Here is a 25026-nt window from a genome sequence, read left to right as displayed (position 1 = left end):
TTCGGGGATGCCCCTTTACGGCGTCCTGCCGGTCCGCGGGCGCAGGAGCAGGGCCGCCACCACTCCCCCGGCCGCACCGCCCAGGTGGGCCTGCCAGGAGACGAAGCCGGCCACGATGGGCAGGACTCCCAGAAGGATGCTTCCGTAACCCATGAAGAGGACCACGGCCAACAGGATTTGGCGCCAGCTCCGGTTGAAGAAGCCGCGGACAAGCAGGAATGAAAACAGCCCGAAGACGAGGCCTGACGACCCCACGGTGATGCCGCCGTCGCCGATCAGCCACACGGTAAGGCCGGATCCCAGCCAGCTGAATGCCAGCGCCGTCAGGAACACCCGGAGGCCCGAGAGGAACACCAGGAAGCCAAAGATGATCAGCGGCAGGCTGTTGGACAGCAGATGGTTCAGGTTCGCGTGCAGGAGCGGAAACGTGAAGATGTCCAGCAGCCCGTCGGCGCTGCGCGGCCGAAGGCCGAACGTGCTGTTGAGCGAACGCAGCATCACCATGTTGAACAGCTCGATAACAAACAGCAGGACCGCGAAGGCGCCCAATACCAGGAGGCCGCCTTTGGCCCTTGCGGCCACGGTCTGCCGCTGCCCGAAACCCATCAGTCCGGCCATGGCGCGTCCTAATGCACCACGATTGGCTGGAAGCCTTCGGCACGGAGCGCGCTGAGCACCTGCTCACCGTGCTGGTGGCCCTTGGTTTCGAGGTTCACCGTGATGGAGACGTCCCCCATGCTGATGGAGCCGCCTACCCGGGTATGGTCAAGGCCCGTCACGTTGGCATCGTTCTCCGCAATGATCCTGGCGATGGTGGCCAGTGAACCCGGGCGGTCGTCCAGCATCATGCGGACGGTCATATAACGCCCCGCGGCGGAAAGGCCGCGCTGGATGACCTTGAGCATCAGCATCGGGTCGATGTTGCCGCCGGAGAGAACCACTGCGGTGGTTCCGGGATTTTCGATTTTGCCGTCCATGAGTGCTGCCACTCCTACGGCCCCGGCGGGTTCCACCACCATCTTGGCCCGTTCCAGCAGGAAGATCAGCGCACGGGCCAATGAGTCTTCGCTGACGGTGACCACGTCATCCACCAGTTCGCGGATGATGCTGAACGGCAGCTGGCCGGGACGCCCCACGGCAATGCCGTCCGCCATGGTGGACACCTTCTTCAGGGGTACCAGCGCGTCAGCCGCCAGCGACGGCGGGTAGGCTGCGGCGTTTTCCGCCTGGACGCCAATGATGCGGATTTCCCGGCCCAGCTCCTTTGCCCGCGCCTTGATGGCGACGGCGACACCGGCCAGCAGCCCGCCGCCGCCGACGCCCATCAGGACCGTGTCCACGTTGGGCACCTGTTCCAGGATCTCAAGCCCCAGGGTGCCCTGGCCGGCAACAACATCCACATTGTCAAAGGGGTGGACGAACACCGTGCCGGTCTCGTTGCTGTAGCGCTGGGCTTCCGCGAGCGCTTCGTCGACATTGTGGCCGTGCAGGATCACTTCGGCGCCGTGGCTGCGGGTGGCAGCAAGCTTCGGCAGCGCGACGCCCAGCGGCATGTAGATCCGGGCTTTGATGCCCAGGCTCTTGGCGGCCACGGCCACGCCTTGGGCATGGTTGCCGGCCGATGCCGCCACCACTCCCCGCTTCTTCTCCTCCGGGGAAAGCCGCGCCATGCGCACGTAGGCGCCCCGGACCTTGAACGATCCTGCCCGTTGGAGGTTTTCGCACTTGAAGTACACGTCGCCGCCCACCATGGCCCCCAGGGCCCTGGACGATTCCACAGGCGTGCGCGCAATAATCCCGTCAAGCAGCTTCTGCGCCTCCAGGACATCGTCCAGTGTGACGGGAAGGGTTTCAAGGATGTTCACGGACTATTCTCCTCTGGATTCGTCCCCGGTGCCCCGCTCCGCTGAGGTGCGGGCATCAGGATGTTCTGCTGTCGTGCCGGTAACGGCGTCCCTGCCGCGTTGGATCGGCTCCGGCGGCTCGACGTGCTTAATCGTGTTGTCCGCCGGCGCGCCAGCCACCAGCGGCGTTGCCGGCACTTGTTCATGTTCCCACGTTCTGGCGGCAATGTAGCGAATGGCGGAATTTGCGACGGCGAGGATGGGCACCGAGAACAGGGCGCCGGGGATTCCGGCCAGGTAGGAACCCGCGGCCACGGAGAGGATGACGGCCACCGGGTGCAGCGCCACGGCCTTGCCCATGACGAGGGGCTGCAGGATGTGGCTTTCCAGTTGCTGGACCAGCAGCACGATGGCCAGCATGATCAGGGCGTTCACCGGGCCGTTGGCCACCAGGGCCAGCAGCACGGCGATGGCGCCGGTGACCAGGGCACCAACAATCGGAATGAACGAGCCTATGAACACGAGCACGCTCAGCGGAAGCGCCAGCGGAACGCCGATGATGGCCGCTCCCACGCCGATGCCCACCGCATCCACGAACGCAACGAACATCTGGATGCGGGCGTAGCTCACCATGGATGACCAGCCCTTGCGCCCGGCCCCAAACGTTGCGGCCCTGGCCTTTTTGGGAAGCAGCCGCACCAGGAACGCCCAGATCCTGTCTCCTTCCAGCAGGAAGAAGATCAGGACGAAGAGCGCAAGGATGAGTCCCGCGGCAAAATGCCCTGCAGTGCTGCCGAAGGAAAGGGCCCCGCTGAGGATGCTGCTGCTGTTGTCCTGCAGCGCGGTACTTGCTTCCTGCAGGTACTGGTCAATCTGGTCTGCGGTCAGGTGGAGGGGCCCCTCTGACAGCCAGTCCTGGATCTGCCTTATTCCGGTCAGCGCCTCAGACCAGAGTTCCCCGAAACCGACGATGAGCTGCCTGCCCACCAGCGCCAGCGCTCCCGCAATCAGGCCCAGGAAGCCCAGCACGGTAATGGCTACGGCCAGGCCTGCCGGCACCCGGTCGCGCTTGAGCCACCCCACCACCGGGTTCAAGAGGCCAGCCAACAGAGCGGCCACCATGACGGGGATGATGAGGAAACTGATCCCCCTCAGCAGCCAAACCAGGGCCCCGCCCACCAGGAGGATGAGTCCAAGCCGCCATGCCCACGATGCGGCTATCCGGATTCCATAGGGAATGTCCTGGTCCAGTTCACGGTCCGTACGAACCCTCAACGGCGGCACGGCAGCAGGCTGTTGCTGCAATGGGGATGGGCTGGTGGGCGGTACGGGATCCCCGGTTGGCGTCATAGCCTAATACTTCCCCAGCCGTCCCCTAATGGGAAACTGCTATCCGGCCCCACCAGGGCTGTAGTCAATTCCCCACTCAACGGTGAAGGATTCGCCCGGCGCCAGCCAGCGGAGGCCGTCGCCGGAGTTGAAGGCGTTGGCAGGTCCGGTCATGGGTTCGACGGCGACTGCCCGGCTGCGGCCGGGGTACAGGGTGCTCACATAGACGTGGACATATCCGCATGCTTCGTCCTGCCAGAGGCTCACGCTCTGCCCGTCAGCCGAGGCAAGGGTGTGCCGGGCTTTGCCTGCTTCACGCTGCAGGTCCATGAGGGCAACATCAACACTGAGGTCGGCGATATGCTTGCCCGCCCGGAAGTCCGTATCCCCCTCTACGGGAGCGCTGCTGCGGGGAATGAGGCGTTCATCCACCAGCAGTTGGGTATCGGCGGCAACCGTCAGCACCAGTTCCTCGATGGGCGAGTCACCCAGGCGGAGGTACGGGTGGGCGCCCAGGACAAAGGGGGCGGATGCCTTGGCGTGGTTGGACAGGGTCTGGCGCACCACCAGCCCCAGATCATCGTTTATCAGGTACTGGACGCGGTGCCGCGCCAGGAAGGGGTAGCCGTGCTGCGGAAAGATGGTTGCTTCCAGGGAGACGGAGTGCTGTGACTCGTCTACCAGAGCGTAGGCGGCATTGCGGAGCAGGCCGTGGCTTGCGTTGTTCCGGGACACTTCGGTGATGTCCAGCTGCTGCTTCTTGCCATCAAGGAACCACGTTCCGTCCTCCACCCGGTTGGCCCAGGGCGCCAGCGTAATTCCCGTTGCGCCGGGCGGGATCTGGTCATCGCCGTAAGTCTCCGTCAGGAGCACATTTCCCCTGGTGAACGAGCGGAGGCCGGCGGCAAGTTCGGTAACTACAGCCAATGCGTCGCCGCGCCGGAGCTCGTACTGCCGGCCCGTCGCGTAGGCCTGGGCGTTGGAACCGGCAAGGGAATCCTGGGAGGAAGTCGATGTCATGGGCATTACCGTACCGCGGCGACGCCGGGTCGCTCCAGCCCAATATGTTGTCTTTTGTTGTTAACTATTCTTTTTTGAGCGAATGTGCGACACTTCTTCTATGACAGGGACCACCAGCACCAGACTTTCGGACGGCCGGGAGCTGATTTATTTCGATGACGCCGGCACCAGCACCCCGCGGGCAGCCGAGTTCACCACCGACCACCGTGGCCTGCCTCCGCGCGGTGAACCGGGAGAAATCCGCTTCGACGCTTTGACTGAAGAATGGGTGGCCGTCGCTGCCCACCGGCAGTCCCGGACCCACCTTCCTCCCGCAGACCAGTGCCCCATCTGCCCCACCACCGGCAGCAACCCCTCGGAAATTCCGGCTGCCGATTACGATGTGGTGGTCTTCGAGAACCGCTTCCCGTCCCTCGGCCCGGCCGTCGGCCCCGTCCCGGACCAGGCCGCGTGGGGAACAAAGGGCCCGGCCTACGGCCGCTGCGAGGTGGTGTCCTTTACGCCGGAGCACACAGGTTCCTTCAGCGGGCTCAGCGAGGTCCGCTCCCGTACGGTGATCGAGGCCTGGGCACAGCGGACCGCCGCCCTGAGCGCATTGCCCGGCATCAAACAGGTATTCCCGTTTGAAAACCGTGGCGCGGATATCGGTGTCACCCTGCACCATCCCCACGGCCAGATCTACGCCTACCCCTATGTCACTCCCCGGGCGGGCGTCCTCGGTGCAGCTGCACGCAAGTTCTACGAAGCGCAGGACGGCCGGGAGACCCTGACCGGCTCGCTGCTGAGGGCAGAGCGCGAGGATGGCAGCAGGATGGTCATGGAAGGCGAGAACTTCAGCGCCTACGTCCCCTTCGCGGCCCGCTGGCCGCTGGAAATCCATCTGGTTCCGCACCGCCACGTTCCGGACCTGGCGGCCCTGAGCGGGCAAGAGAAGGATGAGCTGGCGCACGTCTACCTCGATCTGCTCAAGCGCCTGGACGCCCTGTATCCCACTCCCACGCCGTACATTTCCGCCTGGCACCAGGCTCCCCTGGAGCCGGCGCTGCGCGCTGCGGGCTATCTGCACCTGCAGCTCACGTCACCCCGGCGTGCTGCCGATAAGCTGAAGTACCTTGCCGGTTCGGAGGCAGCGATGGGCGCTTTCATCAATGACACCACCCCGGAAAGCGTGGCCGAACGCCTGCGCGCCGTGTCCGTTCCGCCGTCTGCCGCCTTCCCAGCCGTCCTGGCCGCCGCGCCCGAAGGAGCCCCCGCGTGAGCACTGCACCTGACCCCCTCGCCGCCGCAGCCGGCACCCAGGACCTCGCCGCCCGGTTCACGCACGAGTTCGGAAGCGCTCCTGCCGGCATCTGGCAGGCACCGGGGCGCGTCAACCTGATCGGGGAGCATACAGACTACAACGACGGCTTCGTCCTGCCTTTTGCCATCGACCGCACTGCCCGGGTGGCCGTTGGAGTGCGCTCCGATTCCACGGCCCGGCTGCTGTCCACCTACGGCGACCAGGGCATTGTCACCACCACGCTTGACTCCCTCGAGCCCGGCTCCGCCAAGGGCTGGACAAAGTACCCGCTCGGCGTCATCTGGGCGCTCCGCAGGCGCGGTATCGATGTGCCGGGCATCGACCTCCTGCTGGACTCGAACGTCCCCCTCGGGGCCGGGCTTTCCTCGTCCCACGCCATCGAATGCGCCGTCATCACCGCCCTGAACGAACTGACCGGCGCGGGACTGGAGGCGCAGGAGATGGTCCTGGCCACCCAGCAGGCCGAAAATGACTTCGTGGGAGCTCCCACCGGAATCATGGACCAGTCAGCGTCACTGCGCGGTTCACAGGGCCATGCGGTGTTCCTGGACTGCCGGGACCAGACCGCCCGGCTGGTTCCCTTCGAGACGGAGCCCGCCGGCCTGGTATTGCTCGTCATCGACACAAAGGTTTCACACTCGCACTCTGACGGTGGCTATGCCTCGCGGCGTGCGTCATGCGAGCTCGGTGCCCAGGTCCTGGGTGTTAAGGCACTGCGTGATGTCCAGGTGGGAGACCTGGAGGAAGCCAGCGGACTCCTGGACGAAGTGACGTTCCGGCGGGTTCGGCATGTTGTCACCGAAAACGACCGGGTCCTCCAAACCGTGGAACTTCTCGCGGAGCAGGGCCCGTCAGCCATCGGACACCTGCTGGATGCGAGCCACGCTTCCATGCGCGACGACTTTGAAATCTCCTGCCCCGAGCTGGACCTCGCCGTGGACACGTCGCGCGCCAGTGGCGCACTTGGCGCCCGGATGACCGGCGGCGGTTTCGGTGGAGCGGCGATCGCGCTCACCCCTGCCGGCTCCGAGCAAAAGGTGCGCGACGCCGTCGTGCAGGCCTTTGCCCGGGCGGGCTTCACGGCACCGGACATTTTCACGGTTTCGCCTGCCGCGGGTGCCACGCGCATCGCGTAGGGCTCCAAGACACTGGCGCAGGAACAATGAAGGCCCCACCGTGAGGTGGGGCCTTCATTGTTAAGGAACAGACGACGACGGCGGCGCCGCCTGGGTGCTAGTCGTCCCCGCGCAGGATGGCCAGCAGGCGGATGATCTCCACGTACAGCCAGACCAGCGTGACGGTCAGGCCGAAAGCGGCCGTCCAGGAGAAGCGCTGCGGAGCACCGCTGCGGACGCCGGCCTCAATGCTGGTGAAGTCCATGACCAACGAGAAGGCCGCGAGACCGATGGCCAGGATGCCGATGGCGATGCCGATGATGCCACTTCGCAGCCCGAACGGCTCAGTGGTCAGACCAGTCATCATCATGACGAGGTTCACCACGGAGAACAGCGCGTAGCCAACAATGGCGATCATAAAGAACTTCATGGCCTTTGGCGTGGCGCGTACCTTGCCGCTCTTGAAGAGGAGGAGCGTCACGGTGAAGACGGACAGCGTGCCGAGGACGGCCTGAAGCCCCACTCCCGGGTACATGGTGTCCAAGACCCGGGTGAGGCCGCCGAGGAAGAGGCCTTCCAGGCCTGCATAACCAAGGATCAGTGCCGGTGAAGGCTGCTTCTTGAACGTGTTGACGAGGGCCAGAACGAAGCCGCCCAAGGCGCCGACGATCATCAGCAGCGACGCGAGGCCCATGCTGACGAACATTGTCACCGCGGCGCCGACGAGCAGCACGCCGAGGCAGGCTGCGGTCTTGACGATGACGTCGTCGAAGGTCATCCGGCCGGTGTCCGCCGGGCCTGCAGCAGGCTGGTTGTACATCTGCTGCAGCTGCTCGTCGGTCATGTTCTGCGGCTGGGCGTTCCAGCCCTGCTGGCCGTATGCAGGCTGGCCGTAGGGAACCTGGCCATAGGGCTGCTGGCCGTAAGGCTGTCCATAAGGGGCCTGGCCGTAGGGAGCGTTGCCGTAGGGAGCCTGCGGGACAGGCGGTGCCTGGGTGGCTCCACGGAAGCTCTTTCCGTTGAAGATCGGGTTGCCGCCAAGTGCCATTGCGGGATTCCTCCATTGTGGGTGTGATGTGAACCTTAAGGTTTACGCTACCAATTTCCACGTCGATGCACCCTTGAAAGTTCCCGAATTCATCCCGGTGCAATGCAACCGTGACCCTGTTCTCGGCAGGAGCAGCTGCCCGCGTGGAACAACCGGGCGCCATGGGTGCCCGGAAAACACCGTGACTCAACAAAGGTTTCTTGGTGAGTTCCGCCCGCTGCTGCCGTAAAGGGCTGCACAGTTGTTATCCGATCGCTACCATCAACGCCCTGACCAAGGCATTTGCGGGTTCTTGCGCGCTGTAGCATAAGCCAAGCAGGGTGACGGAACTCACACGCGTGACGGCGCCGGGCCAGATGGCGCCTCCCAACCTTGCATCCGTTCGCAGCGGCTGCAACGGCGCAGCCGGGACCGCCCCCAAGTGGAGGTTATCAATTTGAGAAGTACACCCCAAGGCCTGCCGGCAAGAGGACGCCGAGGGTTGCTGAGACTGTTGGGAGCCATCAGTGCTTCCATCCTGGCAATCCTCCTGGTGGCCGCCCCGGCGTCCCAGGCCACTTCCCCGTCACCGACACCATCCCCGTCGAACCAGACCTTCCAGAACAACATCAGTGGATTCCTCCGCGATGACACCCGCGCTCCCCTGGCGGACGTGACCATCACCGCAACAAAGGGCGACTTCACGGGCACTGCCAAGTCAGCGGCGAATGGCTCCTGGAACATCGGCGTACCCGAACAGGGCACGTACACCGTTGAGCTGGACGAATCCACCCTGCCTGAAGGCATCACGCTGGCCGAAGGCCAGGAAAACCCGCGCGATGTCACCTTCAGCCAGACCTCCAACCTGTCGGTGATCTTTGCGTTTGGCAAAGGCATCGTGGTCCAGCAGCAGGACTTTGGACAGAACCTCCTCAACCGCCTTGTGGCGGGGTTGAGCTTCGGGCTCCTCCTCGCCCTGGCGTCAGTTGGGCTGTCGCTGATTTTCGGCACCACGGGCCTGACCAACTTCGCCCACGGCGAGATGGTGACGCTGGGTGCCGTTCTGGTGTTCGCGTTCAATGCCATCGGCCTTCCGTTCTGGCTGGCACTAATCCTGTCCCTGCTGGGCGGCGGCTTGTTCGGGTACGCCCAGGACAGGGGCTTGTGGCGGCCGCTGCGTCGGCGCGGTACAGGCCTCGTGCCCATGATGATCGTCAGTATCGGCCTCGCCCTGGCCGTCCGCTACGTGATCCAGTTCTACTTCGGCGGCGCCACCCAACAGCTGCCGTATGCCCAGAGCCCCGAAATCCAGCTGGGCCCGGTATCCATCTCGCCCAACAACCTCTGGTCGCTGGGCATCAGCGCAGTGGTGATCGCACTCATCGGCATTGTGCTGCTCAAGACCAGGCTCGGCAAGGCCACCCGTGCCGTGGCGGACAACCCCGCACTCGCGGCGGCCTCGGGCATCGATGTGGACGGCGTGATCCGGCTGGTGTGGATCACCGGCGGCATGCTCGCATCCCTTGGCGGCATCCTGTGGGCCTACTACCGGCCCGGCGTCACCTTCGATATGGGCTCCGCCATCCTCCTCCTGATCTTCGCCGGCGTCACCCTCGGCGGACTCGGAACCGTCTTTGGCGCACTGATCGGGTCCATCATCGTGGGCATCTTCGTGGAGCTGACAACCGTGTTCGGCCTCGCGGCCGACCTTAAGTACGTGGGAGCGCTGTTCATCATGATCGTTGTCCTCTTGTTCCGGCCACAGGGAATCCTGGGCCGACGCGAGCGCGTGGGTTAGGAGACAGCCATGGATTTTGGATTCATTCTTGCCAGCGCTGCCAGTGAAATTTTCAGCCCGACAACGGCCGCCTATGCACTGGCTGCCCTGGGCCTCGCCGTGCACTTCGGCTATTCCGGCCTGCTGAACTTTGGCCAGGCCGGCTTTATGGCGGTGGGGGCCTACGGGTTTGCCATTTCCACCCTGACCTTCGGCGTGCCGTTCTTCGTTGGGCTGCTGATTGCCATCATCGCCTCGGCAATCTTTGCCCTGCTGCTCGGTATCCCCACGCTGAGGCTCCGGGCAGACTACCTGGCCATCGTTACCATCGCGGCCGCGGAAATTGTCCGGTACATCGTCACCACCAACCAGCTCACATCCGTGACCGGTTCCGCCAACGGGCTGGCGGCGTTCGAAGGCGGCTTCTACGCCATGAACCCCTTCCCCGAGGGCTCCTACTTCGGCATGAACAACCGCGACTTCTTCATCCGCGTGGTGGGCTGGGCACTGGTTGCCCTGTGCTGCACCCTCGTGTGGCTGTTGATGCGCAGTCCCTGGGGCCGTGTCCTGAAGGGCATCCGCGAGGATGAGAACGCCGTACGGTCCCTGGGCAAGAACGTCTACGCCTACAAGATGCAGGCACTGATCATCGGCGGTGTGCTCGGAGCCCTCGCAGGCATGATCTTCACCCTCCCCCGCGGAGCAGTGCAGCCGGCGAACTACGGCACCGAGCTGACGTTCTTCCTCTATACGTGCCTCCTCCTGGGCGGCCTGGGCACCGTCCTTGGCCCCGTCATCGGCGCCATGATCTTCTGGGTTGTCCTGTCACTGACCCAGGGCATCCTGTATGGCCTGATCGAGTCGGGCGCCGTCACGTGGCTGAACACCGTCCAGGCGGGACAGCTGCGCTACATCCTGGTTGGCGTCGCCCTGATGCTGCTGATGATTTTCAGGCCCCAGGGCGTCTTCGGAAACAAGAAGGAGCTGGCGTTCGCATGAGCATGCACAGCGAAGAACGAACAACTGCCGGCGGGGGCGAGCCGGATTACATGACCGACAACCGGCCCATCGCGGCCGGCGAAACCGGCCCCGGGTGCAAGAAGCGGGACCCGATTGTCGTCGCGGAGAACGTGACGCGAAGCTTCGGCGGCATCAACGCCGTGGACGTCGAGTACCTTGAAATTCCCCGGCACAAAATCACGGCACTGATTGGTCCCAACGGTGCAGGCAAAACCACCCTTTTCAATCTGCTCACCGGATTTGATACGCCCAACAGCGGCAAGTGGCAGTTCGAGGGCCAGAGCATCGCCGGCGTATCGCCCTACAAGGTGGCACGCATGGGCATGGTGCGCACTTTCCAGCTCACCAAGGTCATGGGCAAGTTGACGGTCATGGAAAACATGCGGCTCGGCGCCTCCAACCAGCCCGGTGAGCGCCTTTCCAAGGCCCTTTTCAAGGGCATGTGGGGCGGCCGCGAGAAAGAGATCACTGCCCAGGCCAACGTCCTGCTGGAGAAGTTCAAGCTCGACGCCAAAAAGGATGATTACGCGGCCTCCCTTTCCGGGGGCCAGCGCAAGCTTCTGGAGATGGCGCGGTCCCTCATGGTCCGGCCGAAACTGGTGATGCTGGACGAGCCCATGGCAGGCGTGAACCCGGCGCTGACGCAGTCGCTGCTGGACCACATCAAGAACCTGAAGGCTGAGGGCATGACTGTCCTGTTCGTCGAACACGACATGCACATGGTCCGGCACATCGCGGATTGGGTTGTGGTCATGGCGGAAGGAAAAGTCGTCGCCGAAGGTCCCCCGGGCGAGGTGATGAAGAACCCTGCCGTCATCGACGCCTACCTGGGCGCCCACCATGACGTCGACCTCGGCGACTCCGAGGGCATCAAGGAGCTGGCTGCCGAACTGGTGGCTGACGAAGAGTCCGTCGTGGGAACCGAAAACGCCGGAATCATCTCCCTGGACGTTGTGGCTGACGAAGCTGAAAACCAGCGGAGGCGTGGCGTCCCGGAGGGCGAAGGGTCCGGCGGCCGGCATGGAAGTACGGACAGGGACATCAGCGGGAAAGACCGCACAGAGAGGGACAGCCAATGAGCAGCAGCACCAGCGCGGCACCAGCCGCCCAGCCCGTCGCCGATGGCGGGGCCGTGGTCAAGGTCACGGACCTCGTGGCGGGTTATCTGCCCGGCGTCAACATCCTCAACGGCTGCAGCATCGAGGCCCGCAAGGGCGAACTGATCGGCATCATCGGACCGAACGGCGCGGGCAAGTCAACACTCCTGAAGGCCATGTTCGGCCTGGTGAAGGTCCATTCGGGGACGGTCGTGGTCCGCGGGCAGGACATCACGGGGCTGAAGGCAAACAAACTGGTCTCCCGTGGAGTGGGCTTCGTCCCGCAGACCAACAACGTGTTTGCCACGCTGACCATCGAGGAGAACCTCCAGATGGGCATGTTCCAGAGGCCCAAGGACTTCGCCGAGCGGTTCGACTTTGTCACGGGCCTGTTCCCTGAGCTTGGAAAGCGCCGTGCCCAGCGGGCCGGGTCGCTCTCCGGCGGCGAGCGGCAGATGGTGGCGATGGGGCGGGCCCTGATGATGGATCCGGCCGTGCTGCTGCTGGATGAGCCCTCGGCAGGCCTCTCCCCCGTCAAGCAGGACGAGACGTTCCTGCGCGTGCACGAGATCAACCGTGCCGGTGTGTCCGTGATCATGGTGGAACAGAACGCCCGCCGCTGCCTGCAGATCTGCGACCGCGGCTACGTCCTGGACCAGGGCCGGGACGCCTACACCGGCACCGGCCGTGAACTGATGAAGGACCCCAAGGTCATCCAGCTCTACCTGGGCACACTGGCCGACACCGTCGAGTAGCGCCGCACATCACAACACAAGGGAGCCCCCGTCCGGTTGGACGGGGGCTCCCTTTGGTTCAGGAAGGATTCCTAGAGCTTGCCGAACTCTTCCTTGACTGCGGTGTACTTGTTGTCATCCTGGTACTCGTAGATGCCGATGTAGGCTTCCGTCGGGTCGCCGGCGTCGGAGAAGGTGACGGGTCCGGACTGGCCGTCGTAGTCGGCGTCCTTGCCCTCACGGATCAGCGTGACGCAGGCTGCGAAGGAGGTGCACTTCTCGCCGCCCTCGGAGACTTCCTTGAGCTTGCCGGCGATATCCACGCCCTTGGTGCTTCCGGCGGATTCCGCTGCCAGTGCGATGAGGTTGACGGCGTCGTAGGACTCGCCTGCGTAGCTGTAGTCCTTCAGTGCCGGGTCAATGGCGAGCAGCTTCTTCTTGAACTCCTCCTGGGCAAAGGTGCCCGGGATGGTGCCCCGCGCGCCCTTCAGGGTTCCCGGCTGGAAGTCCTTGCTGTAATCGGACGTGTTGCCGTCCACGAGGAACATCTGGGTGGGCAGGACGCCCTTGCCCGTCATCAGCGGAACGATGCTCTTGGCCTGGTCGAACGTGATCAGGGCGATGGCATCAGGCTTCGCGGCGATGATCTTGTCCACCTGGCTGCTGAACTGGGTGTCGCCCTCATTGAAGAGCTCCTCCGCCACAACCTGGCCGCCGGCAGCCTCGAAGGCGGACTTGACGTTGGACGCCAGGCCCGTGCCGTAGGCATCGTTCAGGACGATCATGCCAACGGTCTGCGCACCACATGTAGCCATGTAGTTGCCCAGCACCTTGCCCTGGAGGACGTCGGAGGGAGCCGTACGCCAGTACAGGCCCTTGTCGTCCCAGGTGGTGAAGTCCGGTGAGGTGTTGGCCGGCGAGAAGTGAACGACGCCGGCGCCGGTGATCTGGTTGATGACCGTCTTGGAGACGCCGGAGGAGGCGGCACCGATGATGGCGCTGACGCCCTGGCCCAGCAACGCGGACGTGGACTGGGTGGCGATGTCGGTCTTGGTGTCACCGGAGTCGCGGTGGATCACTTCGATCGGCTTGCCTAGAACGCCGCCGGCCTTGTTGACCTCGTCAACACCAAGGTTGACGCCGGCAATTTCGGGCGGGCCGAGGAAGGCCAGGGATCCCGTGGTGGGCAGCAGTGAACCCAGCCGGAGCGGGGTTTCGGTGGTGCCGGTGGAAGCCGGGACGGAGCCTGATTCCGCAGTCTGGCTGGCGGCTGCGCCTCCGCCGCCTTCAGGTGCCGGGCAGGCGATTCCGCCCGCTGATCCGGTGGCGGTTTCGGACGCCGTTGGTGTGGACGAACCGCCGCAAGCCGTCACCATGAAGGCGACGCCGATGCCAAGCGCTGTCAGCTTGGCAACACGGGTTCCCGCCTGGGGGAATAAAGTCATTTACAAGCTCCTCGATCTAAAGGTGCGAACGGCCTTTGACGCGAAAAATCAGGTGTTCCTGATTTAGCTTCAAGCTAATGCATATCCCCGGCGAAGATAAGTGACTGAGGTCACATCCTTATAACAGTCGTTGCATATGTGGAATTAAACGGGGGAAGCCGCCCGCAGCGCGGACGGCCTCCTGCCAGGCAGCGCCTTGGCTGCCGGCATCTCCTAAGTACCCCAGGTGGGACTCGAACCCACAACACGCGGATTTTAAGTCCGCTGCCTCTGCCAATTGGGCTACTGGGGCAACGGGTCAATCGTATCCCGTCAGAGGAGCATGAACGGTTCGGCATACCGGAACGTCCCGTGGACGCCGCCGGGCCAGAGGGCGAGCGGCAGGAGCTGGAAGTGGTCCCCCCACACCGCTTCCGGTGACTGCACACCGAAGGAGGCTGCGGGAACAAACCCGAACCGGGAGTAGTAGTCAGGACTGCCCAGCAGGGCGATTCCGCTCTCCCCCGCAGCATTCGCCCTGGCGATGGTCTCCTTCATCAGTGCTGAACCTATCCCCTGCCGCTGCAGCCTGGGAGTTACGGCGATGGGGCCGAGTCCCAGGAGTTCGTGCTCCCCCACCCAGCCGCGGGTGCTGATTACGTGGCCAACGATTTCCCCGTCCAGGACTGCCACCACGCTGAACCCGGGGAGGTACTCCTTGGCGTCGAAGAGTGCACGGAGCACTTTTACTTCCACCGGCTCGCCCTCTGCCGGCAGTCCCGTGGCCGGCGATATGGCGAAGGCTTCAGCGGTCAGGGCCAGGATGGCGTCGCGGTCCTCCGGAGTTTCGTTCCGCAGCAGCAGTTCGGGCCGGGGCACATCACTGTATTGCGCCGAGAGCTCGGCCAGCACTTCAAGGGCCCGGGGTGCGTCAGCCACCGGCACCAGGAGGTGGTCATGGTGGAAACCGGCCAGGACATTGCAACTGATCCTTGCGTCGGTCAGGGCTTTGCTGACGGCGGCGGTCAAACCCACCGCTTCAAGGGCCGAGTGGATCTCCAGCGTGATCCACGCGCCCACGAAGTCGTAGGCCAGTCCCTGCCTGTCCGCCTCGGCCCGGGGCAGCACCACAGTGAGGCCTTCCGCTTCGCGTACTGCCGCCTCAACGCCGCCTGCCAGCGGCCGTCCGTGCGGCCAGAGGACGTAGACGTACTCCCCGCCTCGCTGTACGGGCCGCATTCCGGCCAGCAGGGTCTGCAGGTTCCTATCGCCAGTCATGAGGCCAGTCTAGGAGGCAGGCCAGGCGGCAACGGGACATCTTCCCGTGCACAAGCAAAACGGCGGCCGCCCCCGCAAGGGGACAGCCGCCGTCGGGCGTTGAGAACTACTTGGCCGGGGCCGTGACCGTTTCCTTCGATTCAACGGCGGTGGATCCGCCGCCGGCCGCGGGGGCGGCGGGGGCTGCAGGCGCAGCAGCTGCGGGCTTGGGAGCCGGCGTGGCGGCAGCGACGAAGGCGCCGCGCGGGTTGTCCAGGTCCATCAGCTGGGTGGTGTCGCGTCCGGCGAAGAAGCTGATGATCCAGTTGAAGATCACGCGGAACTTGCGCTCGAACGTCGGCATGGCCATGCCGTGGTAGCCGCGGTGGGCCAGCCAGGCGAGTCCGCCCTTGAGGCCGATGCTGCCCACCAGGTTGATGTTGGCAACGCCCTTCCATTCACCGAAGCCGGCCACAGCACCGAGGTTCTTGTGCTTGTAGTCCTTCAGCTGCTTCTCCCACCGCGAGGCCCACAGGTTCTTGGCGAGGCGCTTGGCCTGGCGGAGTGCATGCTGGGCGTTGGGGACGCAGGTGCCGTCGGGCAGGCCCTTGCCGGTGAGGTCCGGAACAGCGGCGATGTCGCCGGCTGCCCAGGCGTTGTCCACGATGCCTTCATCGCCGGCAACGCGCAGGTCCGGGAGGACGCGGACGCGGCCGCGGGGCTCGAGCGGGAAGTCGGTGGAGCGGACCATGGGGTTGGCCTGCACGCCGGCAGTCCATACGAGGGTGTCTGCTTCGAACTCCTGGGCGGGGGTCTTGTCCGGGAGGTTGATGAGCTTGAGGGTGCCTTCGGCGCTGTCCAGCGAGGTGTTCAGCAGGACCTCGATGCCGCGGCTGCGCAGGTGCTCCACAACCCATTCGGCCTGCTTGGCGGTAACCTCGGGCATGATGCGGCCCATGGCTTCGACCAGGACGAAGCGGACTTCCTCCTGCTTGATCCGGGGGTTGTTGCGGACCGCGGCGCGGGCCAGGTCCTCCATCTCGGTGATGCACTCGATGCCGGCGAAGCCGCCGCCCACCACCACGAAGGTGAGTGCTTTGGCGCGGGCAGCGGGGTCGGTCATGGTGGAGGCAACCTCGATGCGCTCCAGGACCTTGTTGCGCAGGGCAACGGCTTCCTCGATGGTCTTCAGGCCGATGCCCTTGTCCGCGAGGCCCTTGATGGGGAAGGTGCGGGTGATGGCGCCTGCGGCCAGGACGACGTCGAAGTAGGGAACCTCGAAGTTCTCGCCGCCGTCTGCCGGAGCCACAACCGCGGTGCGGTTGGCGTGGTCGATCGAGGTGACGCGGCCCTGGATCAGTTCGGTCTGCTTGAGGTGCTGGCGGTGGGACACAACCGCGTGGCGGGCCTCGATGTTGCCGCCTGCTACCTCGGGGAGGAAGGGCTGGTACGTCATGTAGGGCAGTGGATCCACGAGGGTGACGATGCCACCGGCATTCGCGATCTTCTTCTGCAGTTTGAGTGCTACGTACAGGCCGACGTACCCGCCGCCGACGACGAGTACCCTGGGACGGTCCTGGAGCTCTGGGGTGGTTGCCATAGTTTAAGGATAGCGCAGTTTGTGAAAATCTTCACTAACTGCGGGAAGGACCCCTATTGTTGCGTTTTCCCGCCCGAATCCACCTTTTCGATGACGCCTGTTTCCTGCTCCTCCGCAGCCAGTGCCGGGTCCCTGGCCGCCCGCCGCAACTGGACAACCGCTGCCGCAATGATCGCCACGAACAGGAGGGCGAATCCGATCACGACGGCGGCGCCGATGGCACTGTCCCGCTGCGAGGGCGCCTCCGCGGCAGGCACGGTAGCTTCCGGAAGCGTCGGCACCGCGCTGGGCACAGCAGCCGTGGGCAGCGGGGCGGGAGTGGCCAGGTTGCCCCGCCGGTGGACACGGATCCATTCGGCGATGGAGCCCAGCGGGTTGCCCTTGGCTTCGGGGACCTCGTCCTTGAGCGCGGCCTCGGCGTTCAGGACGCCGAATCCGTACAGGGGGTCCTTGCCCGGCGCTCCGGCGTCCCTGGCCGTGGAAACGATGCGGTTGATGACCTGTTCGGCGGACATGGCAGGCCACTTGGAGCGGATCAGAGCTGCGACTCCGGCCACGATGGGGGCGGATCCTGAAGTCCCCGCCCACTCGGCGTAGCTGCCGCCGGGCAGGCCGCCCAGGAGGTTCTCGGCCGGCGCGGCGACGCCGATGCTGATGCCTTGGGACGATGCATCAACACTTGCGGCCCCCTTGCGGTCCAGCCCTGCGACGGTGAGGACCCCGGGGATGGTGGCCGGCGCACCCACCTGGGTGTTTCCGCCGATCCGGTTGCCGGCCGCGGCAACGATCACCACGTCCTTTTGTTCTGCATACAGGAAGGCTGCATCCCAGCTTTGCGGCCACTGCGGTGTGGTGCTGCCGAGCGAGATGTTGATGACCTTGGCACCGTTGTCCACCGCCCAGCGGACGGCTTCCGGAATCTGGTCCTGGTCGCTTTTCCCGGAAGGATTCGGGGAACCCAGCCAGGTGGATACCGAGAGGATCTGTGCCTCCGGGGCAACTCCCATGATTCCGTCCGGAGCCACCGGCGCCGGCCCGGGGGTGGCGGTGGGCGTGGCGTTTGCAGGCTGGTGGCCGCGGCCGGCGAGCATGGTGGCAACCAGGGTGCCGTGTTCGGGCTTGATGCCGACGCTTTTCTGGCCGTCGGGCTGGCCCGAGCCGGACGCGTCGTAACCGCCTGCCACCGCTCCCTTGAGGTCCGGGTGCTGGGCGTCCACGCCGCTGTCGATGATGGCTACTTTAACGCCGGCGCCCTTGGACACCTCCCACGCCTTGTTGATGCCGGATTCCGCCAGCCAGTACTGCTTGTCCCGCCATTCGTCGGCGTGCGCTGCGGGCGGAGTGAAGAGTCCGGTACAAAGGCAGCAGGCAGCGAGGACCAGGGCAAGCGCCGCCGATCCTGTCTTCTGCAGCATGGGTTTCGTGGAAGGCTGCATCTAAAATCAGCCGATGCTCAAGGCGATGCCGTCGAGGATGTCGTGCTCGCTGGCCGTTGCCGTGGTGATCCGCCCGCCGCTGAGCCCGCCCATCCGTTCCAGGATCCTGCGCCAGACCAGGCCGCCTGCCCCAATGACGTCCACGCGCCCCGGGTGCATGTACGGCAGCGCGGCCCGCTCCGAGCGGACCATTTCCAGAAGATCTGTGGAGGCGGCCCGCACGGTGTCGATGGGCAGCTCGGTGCCGTGAATCGCGTTCGGCGAGTATTCCGGCAGCTTCATAGCGTGCGCTGTGATGGTGGTGATGGAGCCGGCAACGCCGACGACGGCGGTGGCGCGTTCCAGCGGAACGTCCTGTCCGGCGCGGGCGATGGCAGCATCCACGTCGGCTTCCGCCGCTGCTATCTGTTCGGCGGTTGGCGGATCGTTGCGCAGGTGCCGTTCCGTCAGGCGGACACATCCGATGTCCACGGATGTGGCCGCCGTGACTCCTCCTGCGGTGCCCAGGACGAACTCGGTGCTTCCGCCGCCGAGGTCCACCACCAGGACTTCGTGGCCGTCCAGGATGGGCAGGACGCTGCTGGCGCCGGCAAAGGACAGCGCGGCTTCCTCGTCGCCGGAAATCACTTCCGGCTCCACCCCCAGCAGGTCGCGGATGCCGTCCACGAAGACGTCCCGGTTCCGGGCATCCCTGCTGGCAGACGTTGCCACGAAGCGGACAGCTTCGGCGCGGTGTTCGCGGATCAGCTGCGCGTAGTCGGCTGTCGCCGCGAACGTTCGCTCGAGTGCTTCGGGGGCGAGCTCGCCGGTGGCGTCAACGCCCTCGCCAAGGCGCACCACCCGCATCTCGCGTACTACATCCGTGAGGGTGCTGGTGCCGTCGCTGCGGTCGATATCCGCGATGAGGAGGCGGATGGAGTTGGTGCCGCAGTCGATGGCGGCCACCCGGGTGGTTCCGGCGCGGGTCATTGTTGTGCCTCGGCAGGGTTGGCGGACTTGCGGACAGGTGCGGGGCGGCCCACGATGTCCGGCAGGCCCTGCGGTCCGTGGCGGCTGAGGTCCCGTGAAGGTGCCTCGCCGGTGGTGTCCCAGGCGCCGTCGCAATAGCATTTGTCCGTGGTCCACCATTCCCGGATCTGGAGCAGCGCCTCGTCGCCCAGCGGATTGACCCCCGGGCCGGCCGCCAATGAATGGCCTACCAGGACGTGCAGGCATTTGACGCGCGTGGGCATGCCGCCGGCGGAAATTCCGTCGATTTCGGGGACAGCGCCGATGCCCGAGCGCTGGCCGATAGCGTCGCGCGCGGCCAGGTAGGCGTCGTGGGCGGAGCGGTATGCCGCAGCGAGTTCAGCGTCAGCAGTCAACTGCCCGTTCATGTCGTTCATGACACCGGCCGCCTCAAGCCGGGACACTGCGGAGGTGATGACCGGATGTGTGAGGTAGAACGTGGTGGGGAACGGGGTGCCGTTACTCAGGCGCGGAGCGGTGGCTGCCACGAGCGGGTTGCCGCAGACGCAGCGCGCAGGAATCTCCACCACGTCACGCACCGGCCGTCCCAGCTGCCGGCTCAGTACTTCAAGGTCATGCGGTGATGGTTGGCGGGATTCCTCCCGGGCGGCTGCCGTGTTGTGTTCCACTGTCGCGGGCCGTCCTTCCTTTTGCGGTTCAGTCTGTGGCCGCGCGCGTAATGGACTCCCACAGGGAATCCACCCACGGCAGATCGGCGGGGTCTTGTGCTGCTGCGCCGGACTGGCCACTGGTTTCCCCGGCGGGCACATCGCTGCCAAAAACCCAGTAGCCGGTTTCGCCCGGCATAACCATGTTAATGCGGTCGCGGGCCTGCTGTTTCACGTAGTTCGGGTCCTGCCAGCGGGAAACCTGCTGGCGCAGCACGTCACCTTCAGCTTCACGGGCAGCGATGTCGGCGTTCAGGGCGTCGATCTCAGCCTTCTTGTCGAAGAAGATCTTGACGGTGGGCGCCAGCATGACGGTGATGGCAATCATCACCACGGCCAGTGCCAGCATCCGGCCCGAAAACGCCTTCGCCGGAACGGGGTGCTGGTCCTCCCCGGCGGCAGGTTCCCCGGCGCCGGCGGCCGCGCTGCTCCCCTTGCCCCCGGCCGGAGCTCCGGCCTTGGGGCGGGATCCGGCAGTGACTGAACCGGCCTTCCCCGTCGAGGCGCTGCCGGTCGCGGTGCCGCCCGCCCTGCCGGCATGGACCTCCTGCCCCGCCTTGTCCTTGCCGGAGCGGAAGTCCGCCTGGATGATTTCGGCGCCGTCGGAGGTTTCCCTGGCTTGGCGGGTGGGGGCGACCTTGGGGACTTTGGGACGGCGGGTAGCCATGACACTCCTGAAACAGCAACGGTGGCTATGGTCTTTCAACCATAGCCACCGTTTGTTGGCTTACGCGGCTACTAGCCCTTGAAACGCGGGAACGCGCTGCGGCCTGCGTAGCGTGCGGCGTCGTCGAGTTCCTCTTCAATGCGCAGAAGCTGGTTGTACTTTGCAACGCGCTCGGAGCGTGCCGGTGCGCCGGTCTTGATCTGGCCGGCGTTGGTGGCCACCGAGATGTCGGCGATGGTGGTGTCCTCGGTCTCGCCGGAGCGGTGCGAGGTGATGGTGGTGTAACCGGCGCGCTGGGCCAGGCTGACTGCGTCCAGGGTCTCCGTGAGGGAGCCGATCTGGTTGACCTTGACCAGCAGGGAGTTGGCGGTCTTGGTGTCGATGCCGCGCTGCAGGATGGAGGGGTTGGTGACGAACAGGTCGTCACCAACCAGCTGGACCTTGTCACCGATGGAGTCGGTGAGGGTCTTCCAGCCGTCCCAGTCGTTTTCGTCCAGCGGGTCCTCGATGGAGACCAGCGGGTAGTCGGCAACGAGTTCGGTGTAGTAGGCGCTCATCTCGGCGGAGGTCAGCGACTTGCCCTCGAACTGGTAGGCACCGTCGGTGAAGAACTCGGAGGAGGCAACGTCCAGGGCCAGGGCGATGTCCTTGCCCGGGGTGTAGCCCGCGTTCTTGATGGCTTCCTGGATCAGGTCCAATGCTGCACGGTTGGACGGCAGGTTCGGCGCGAAGCCGCCTTCGTCGCCCAGGCCGGTGGCCAGGCCCTTTTCCTTCAGGACGGACTTGAGGGCGTGGTAAACCTCAACGCCCCAGCGCAGGCCCTCGGAGAAGGTCTCGGCACCCAGCGGGACAACCATGAATTCCTGGATGTCGACGTCCGAGTCGGCGTGCGAGCCGCCATTGAGGATGTTCATCAGCGGGACCGGCAGGACGTGGGCGTTGGGACCGCCCAGGTACTTGTAGAGGGGCAGGTCGGCGGAAGCTGCGGCAGCATTGGCAACGGCCAGGGAAACGCCCAGGATGGCGTTGGCGCCCAGCTTGCCCTTGTTGGGGGTGCCGTCCAGGTCCAGCATGGCCTGGTCGATGCTGCGCTGGTCGGTGGCGTCGAAGCCGGTCAGGGCCGGAGCGATCTGGTCGATGATCGCGTCAACGGCCTTCTGGACGCCCTTGCCGAGGTAACGGCCCTTGTCGCCGTCACGCAGTTCAACGGCCTCGTGCTCGCCGGTGGAAGCGCCGGAGGGAACTGCTGCGCGGCCGATCTGGCCGTCGGAGAGCAGAACTTCAACTTCTACGGTCGGGTTGCCACGGGAATCGAGGATCTCGCGGGCGTGGATGGCATCGATAAGCGCCATGAATTTGCTCCTTATGGGCGATTAACGGGGGGATCTTGCAGAAAGACTCGACGTACTCGTCAGAGACCAGCGTAGTCGAGAGTGGTGCGGGTTACGGAAACCTATCCAGCCACTGCGTCATGATGATGCGGTGTTGGGCTTACGGTGCCCCCTGCTGGTAGCGGCGCACGGCGCCACGCAGGGCGCGCTCTGCGTCGAATCCGGCAGCGTGGGCTGAACGCACGACGGCGAGGAGCTGCTCCCCGAGCTCGTCCTCCGTTTCCGGAATGGGAGCCGGAGGAGGCAACGGCGCGCCCGCGCGGGCCGCGCGGTCCACGGACTTCTGTGCCCGTGCCAGTGCCGGGAGCGCCTGGGGAATCCCCTCGAGGGGATTGGTGCGGGCCGGATGCTCCGCCCGCTTGACCGCGTCCCACTTACGGACAATCTGGTCAACGGTCGCGGGAAAGCTGTCCTGCAGCGAGCCGTCCGGCCGGAAGACATGCGGGTTCCGGCGGACCATTTTGGCTCCCAGGCCGCGCGCAACGTCGTCGAACGTAAAGGCCCCTCGCTCCTCGGCGAGCCGGGCGTGCAGCACCACCTGGAGCAGGACATCGCCCAGCTCGCCCTGGAGTTCGGCGTCGGGATTCCCGGTCTCGATGGTTTCGGCTACTTCATAGGCCTCCTCAAGGAGGTATTCCACCAGCGAGGCGTGGGTCAGCGCTCCCATCCAGGGACAGTGCTCGCGCAGGGCCGCGATCTTCCCCAGCAGCTCCCCGAGCGGCGAACTGCCTGGCGGCTCCCCGATGGAGGAGCCGCCGGCGGCATTGTCAGCCAAGGTTGGCGTAGGCGTCGTTGATGTACTCCACCAGCGCCTCCTTCTCCTCCAGGGGCAGGAAGGAAGCCTCGGCGGCGTTCAGGGTGAGCTCGAGCAGGTCGTCAAGGTCGTAGTCGAACGTTTCCACCAGGAGGTCGAACTCGTCCGTGAGGGTGACGCCGCTCATCAGCCGGTTGTCGGTGTTAATGGTGACGTTGAAGCCCAGCTGGTAGAGCATGTCCAGGGGGTGGCTGTCGATGCCGTCGCCGAAGGCGGCGATGGCACCGGTCTGCAGGTTCGAGGAGGGGCAGATCTCCAGTGCGATGCCGCGGTCGCGGATCCAGCTGGAGAGATCCCCCAGGGTGACCAGGCCGACGGTGTCCTCGGCGTCGTCGTCGAATTCCACCATGATGTCCTCGGCGATCCGGACGCCGTGTCCCAGCCGCAGCGCGCGGCCGTCCACCAGTGCGGACTGGATGCTTTCCAGCCCGGCGGCCTCGCCGGCGTGCACGGTGGCGGGGAAGTTCTGCTGTGCCAGGTACGTAAAGGCGTCCTTGAAGCGGGACGGCAGGAAGCCGTCCTCTGCTCCGGCGATGTCGAAGCCCACGGCACCCTTATTGCGGTGGCGGACGGCGAGCTCGGCGATCTCCTGGCCGCGGTCAGCGTGGCGCATGGCGGTGATGAGCTGGCCCACCTGGATTTCGCGGCCGCTCTCCCCTACTGCTTCGACGCCGGCTTCGAGGCCTTCCTGGACTGCTTCCACGGCCTCGTCCAGCGTGAGCCCCTTCTGCAGGTGCTGTTCGGGAGCCCACCTCACTTCGCCGTACACCACGCCGTCATCGGCAAGGTCCTCGACGAATTCCTTGGCCACCCGGACCAGGCCTTCGCGCGTCTGCATGACGGCAACGGTGTGGTCGAACGTCTCCAGGTAGCGGACCAGGGAACCTGAGTCGGCAGACTCGCGGAACCACTGGCCCAAGGCAACGGGATCGGTCGAGGGGAGGGTGTGGCCAACGGCTTCAGCCAGTTCGATGATGGTGGCTGGACGGAGGCCCCCGTCCAGGTGGTCGTGAAGTGAAACCTTGGGCAGGCTCTTCAGGTCAAAATCGAGGGCAGGGGCAGCGTCAGCAATAGGCTCAGTCACGTTCCCACCTTAGGGTGGGCCGGGACTCAAAGCCAGCCGCTGTCAGGCTGCCGGTCCGCCGTCTGCGGACGGGGCGAGAATCGTTGACCCGCCTTTGCCGTCACGCGCGCCGGACGGGCCGCCGTCGAGCCATTCGTCCACTTCTTCGGCGTCGTTGCGCGCAAGATGCTTATGCCACCAGCGGAGCAGGTGGTCGATGAGGATGCCCAGGACGATGGCGAACACTACGGCGATGCCGGCACTGAGCAGCGGGTTGTGGTGCAGCCAGGGGAAGGAGCTGGCCAGCAGGCCAATGCCGATGGAGTAGCCCACCCACGTGACACAGGCAAAGGCGTCCAGCAGGAAAAAGCGGCGGTGGCCAAAGCCCGTGCTTCCGGCAACATAGTTGACAGCCACCCGGCCCCAGGGAATGTAGCGGGCGGTGAAGATCAGCACGGCCCCGCGCTTGTCCAGTTCATAGCGGGCCCAGCCGAAGGCCTTCTTGACCTTGGGACGGCGCATCCATTTCCAGCGGTCCAGCCCGATCCGGCGTCCCAGCATAAAGGCCATGTTGTCGCCGGCGATGGCGCCGATCAGAGCGGTTGTCCCGAGGATCCACAGGTTGGGTTCCCCGCTGTGCCTGGAGAAGGCCGCGAGGGCCACGATGAGGGTTTCGCTGGGGACCACCATCGCGAAGCCGTCCACGAAGAAAAACACCAGCAGGATGGGGTAAATCCACCACTGGCCCGCTGCATGGAGCACGGCCTCATTAATAAACTCCACGCGGTCTTGCTCCTAGACAAAGATGACGCAGCCAAAGCGACGCTGCCATAGCGGAAATCGTTCCTAAGTGTCCCACGGCCGGGGCGTCGTTCGCTACGCCCCGGCCCCGGGAACACCCACCTCACGGTATCGGGGAAGACGCCGCGGCATCATCGTCCCTGCGGGTGATCTTCAGGGCTTGAGGGCCTCCGCCAAGGGGCTGACATACCGCGTCAGGCCTCGGGTTCCCGCATCCGTTCCACGACGGGGGTTTTCCGCCGGACCCGGTTAATCACCAGGTCCACCACGATGCCCAGTGCCACGGCGCAGACGATGGCGATGGCCGCTCCCAGAAGGTGGTTTTCCTCGAACCACTGCCCGAAAAACAGCCCGATCCCCACGGAGTACGCCCCCCAGAGGATGGCCGAGAGGGCAGTTAAACCGACGAAGCGCGCGTGGGGGTAGCGCGTGGCCCCCGCTGTCAGGTTGACGGCCACGCGGCCGATCGGGACGAACCGGGCCACCAGGATCAGCGAGGCTGGACGTTTCCGCAATTCTGCGCCGGCCCACCGGAAGGCGCTCTGCATCCGGGGACCGCGCATCCAGGACCACCTGGTGGTTCCCACCCGGCGACCGATCAGATAGGCGATATTGTCTCCGGAGAAGGCGCCCA

General features: G+C 65.3%; 23 protein-coding genes and 1 tRNA gene. 6 read left to right on the top strand and 18 right to left on the bottom strand.

All coding sequences use genetic code 11. The annotated features are described in order from the left end of the window. Nucleotides 1–15 precede the first annotated feature (15 nt). From P2Q66_RS21055 to P2Q66_RS21040, 4 genes are read right to left on the bottom strand one after another with little or no spacing between them, the layout of a single operon-like run. On the bottom strand, nucleotides 16–618 hold the full coding sequence (locus P2Q66_RS21055; protein WP_275731296.1) for a rhomboid family intramembrane serine protease: 603 nt from the start codon (nucleotides 616–618) through the stop codon (nucleotides 16–18). A gap of 8 nt (nucleotides 619–626) precedes the next feature. Further along, nucleotides 627–1865 (bottom strand): threonine ammonia-lyase, encoded by a 1239-nt coding sequence (gene ilvA, locus P2Q66_RS21050; RefSeq protein ID WP_079595700.1) that lies wholly within the window; start codon nucleotides 1863–1865, stop codon nucleotides 627–629. Nucleotides 1866–1868: 3 nt separating this feature from the next. Beyond that, the gene (locus P2Q66_RS21045) at nucleotides 1869–3194 is read right to left on the bottom strand and encodes an AI-2E family transporter (RefSeq protein ID WP_275731293.1); all 1326 of its coding nucleotides are present in this window, start codon (nucleotides 3192–3194) and stop codon (nucleotides 1869–1871) included. 39 nt (nucleotides 3195–3233) lie between these two features. Then, the gene (locus tag P2Q66_RS21040) at nucleotides 3234–4193 is read right to left on the bottom strand and encodes an aldose 1-epimerase family protein (protein WP_275731290.1); all 960 of its coding nucleotides are present in this window, start codon (nucleotides 4191–4193) and stop codon (nucleotides 3234–3236) included. A 100-nt stretch (nucleotides 4194–4293) separates the two neighbouring features. Between P2Q66_RS21040 and galT the strand changes: the two genes are divergently transcribed. Both galT and galK read left to right on the top strand, forming a co-directional pair. Then, a complete protein-coding gene (galT, locus tag P2Q66_RS21035; RefSeq protein WP_275731288.1) occupies nucleotides 4294–5451 on the top strand; it encodes a galactose-1-phosphate uridylyltransferase in 1158 nt (385 codons plus the stop codon). Next, nucleotides 5448–6629 carry a galactokinase gene (gene galK, locus P2Q66_RS21030; RefSeq protein ID WP_275731285.1) on the top strand — a complete coding sequence of 394 codons (1182 nt, stop codon included), beginning with the start codon at nucleotides 5448–5450 and terminating at the stop codon, nucleotides 6627–6629. Before galT ends, galK begins: the two co-directional genes overlap by 4 nt. Before the next feature lie 97 nt (nucleotides 6630–6726). On the opposite strand, the gene P2Q66_RS21025 is transcribed toward galK, so the two are convergent. After that, on the bottom strand, nucleotides 6727–7656 hold the full coding sequence (locus tag P2Q66_RS21025) for a Bax inhibitor-1/YccA family protein (protein ID WP_275731284.1): 930 nt from the start codon (nucleotides 7654–7656) through the stop codon (nucleotides 6727–6729). 481 nt (nucleotides 7657–8137) lie between these two features. Between P2Q66_RS21025 and P2Q66_RS21020 the strand changes: the two genes are divergently transcribed. The 4 genes from P2Q66_RS21020 to P2Q66_RS21005 are packed head-to-tail and all read left to right on the top strand — an operon-like array spanning nucleotide 8138 to nucleotide 12284. Then, complete coding sequence (locus tag P2Q66_RS21020; protein ID WP_275731282.1) at nucleotides 8138–9433, top strand: branched-chain amino acid ABC transporter permease; 1296 nt, start codon at nucleotides 8138–8140, stop codon at nucleotides 9431–9433. A gap of 9 nt (nucleotides 9434–9442) precedes the next feature. Next, complete coding sequence (locus P2Q66_RS21015; RefSeq protein ID WP_079595706.1) at nucleotides 9443–10411, top strand: branched-chain amino acid ABC transporter permease; 969 nt, start codon at nucleotides 9443–9445, stop codon at nucleotides 10409–10411. Beyond that, nucleotides 10408–11511 carry an ABC transporter ATP-binding protein gene (locus P2Q66_RS21010; RefSeq protein WP_275731280.1) on the top strand — a complete coding sequence of 368 codons (1104 nt, stop codon included), beginning with the start codon at nucleotides 10408–10410 and terminating at the stop codon, nucleotides 11509–11511. Before P2Q66_RS21015 ends, P2Q66_RS21010 begins: the two co-directional genes overlap by 4 nt. Continuing rightward, nucleotides 11508–12284 (top strand): ABC transporter ATP-binding protein, encoded by a 777-nt coding sequence (locus P2Q66_RS21005; protein WP_079595708.1) that lies wholly within the window; start codon nucleotides 11508–11510, stop codon nucleotides 12282–12284. The genes P2Q66_RS21010 and P2Q66_RS21005 overlap by 4 nt, the downstream gene beginning before the upstream one ends. A 71-nt stretch (nucleotides 12285–12355) precedes the next feature. Here P2Q66_RS21005 and P2Q66_RS21000 read toward each other — a convergent pair whose 3' ends face one another. The 13 genes from P2Q66_RS21000 to P2Q66_RS20940 form a co-directional block, all read right to left on the bottom strand. Continuing rightward, the gene (locus tag P2Q66_RS21000) at nucleotides 12356–13708 is read right to left on the bottom strand and encodes an ABC transporter substrate-binding protein (RefSeq protein ID WP_079595709.1); all 1353 of its coding nucleotides are present in this window, start codon (nucleotides 13706–13708) and stop codon (nucleotides 12356–12358) included. 218 nt (nucleotides 13709–13926) lie between these two features. After that, nucleotides 13927–14000: transfer RNA gene (locus P2Q66_RS20995), tRNA-Leu, on the bottom strand. 20 nt (nucleotides 14001–14020) lie between these two features. After that, complete coding sequence (locus tag P2Q66_RS20990) at nucleotides 14021–14965, bottom strand: ACT domain-containing protein (RefSeq protein WP_275731277.1); 945 nt, start codon at nucleotides 14963–14965, stop codon at nucleotides 14021–14023. 106 nt (nucleotides 14966–15071) lie between these two features. Continuing rightward, on the bottom strand, nucleotides 15072–16544 hold the full coding sequence (locus P2Q66_RS20985) for an FAD-dependent oxidoreductase (RefSeq protein WP_079595711.1): 1473 nt from the start codon (nucleotides 16542–16544) through the stop codon (nucleotides 15072–15074). A 53-nt stretch (nucleotides 16545–16597) separates the two neighbouring features. Continuing rightward, entirely contained in the window at nucleotides 16598–17980 is a 1383-nt protein-coding gene (locus P2Q66_RS20980) for a S8 family serine peptidase (RefSeq protein ID WP_275731275.1), read from the bottom strand. Between the two features lie 6 nt (nucleotides 17981–17986). Beyond that, entirely contained in the window at nucleotides 17987–18949 is a 963-nt protein-coding gene (locus P2Q66_RS20975) for a Ppx/GppA phosphatase family protein (RefSeq protein WP_275731273.1), read from the bottom strand. Next, on the bottom strand, nucleotides 18946–19617 hold the full coding sequence (locus P2Q66_RS20970; protein ID WP_079595714.1) for a DUF501 domain-containing protein: 672 nt from the start codon (nucleotides 19615–19617) through the stop codon (nucleotides 18946–18948). The genes P2Q66_RS20975 and P2Q66_RS20970 overlap by 4 nt, the downstream gene beginning before the upstream one ends. Nucleotides 19618–19645: 28 nt before the next feature. Then, nucleotides 19646–20323 (bottom strand): septum formation initiator family protein, encoded by a 678-nt coding sequence (locus P2Q66_RS20965; RefSeq protein WP_275731271.1) that lies wholly within the window; start codon nucleotides 20321–20323, stop codon nucleotides 19646–19648. Between the two features lie 71 nt (nucleotides 20324–20394). Beyond that, the gene (gene eno / locus P2Q66_RS20960; RefSeq protein WP_079595716.1) at nucleotides 20395–21675 is read right to left on the bottom strand and encodes a phosphopyruvate hydratase; all 1281 of its coding nucleotides are present in this window, start codon (nucleotides 21673–21675) and stop codon (nucleotides 20395–20397) included. Nucleotides 21676–21814: 139 nt separating this feature from the next. Beyond that, a complete protein-coding gene (locus P2Q66_RS20955) occupies nucleotides 21815–22381 on the bottom strand; it encodes a MazG nucleotide pyrophosphohydrolase domain-containing protein (protein ID WP_275731297.1) in 567 nt (188 codons plus the stop codon). A gap of 100 nt (nucleotides 22382–22481) precedes the next feature. Then, the gene (locus tag P2Q66_RS20950; RefSeq protein WP_275731268.1) at nucleotides 22482–23612 is read right to left on the bottom strand and encodes an adenosine deaminase; all 1131 of its coding nucleotides are present in this window, start codon (nucleotides 23610–23612) and stop codon (nucleotides 22482–22484) included. A gap of 42 nt (nucleotides 23613–23654) precedes the next feature. Then, the gene (locus P2Q66_RS20945) at nucleotides 23655–24374 is read right to left on the bottom strand and encodes a DedA family protein (protein WP_079595718.1); all 720 of its coding nucleotides are present in this window, start codon (nucleotides 24372–24374) and stop codon (nucleotides 23655–23657) included. 212 nt (nucleotides 24375–24586) lie between these two features. Next, the coding region (locus tag P2Q66_RS20940; protein ID WP_275731265.1) for a VTT domain-containing protein at nucleotides 24587–25026 on the bottom strand (440 nt) is incomplete at its 5' end.

The organism is Arthrobacter sp. Cr_A7, assembly GCF_029222765.1.
Lineage (GTDB): Bacteria > Actinomycetota > Actinomycetes > Actinomycetales > Micrococcaceae > Arthrobacter.
This window is presented reverse-complemented; position numbering and strand designations above follow the sequence as displayed.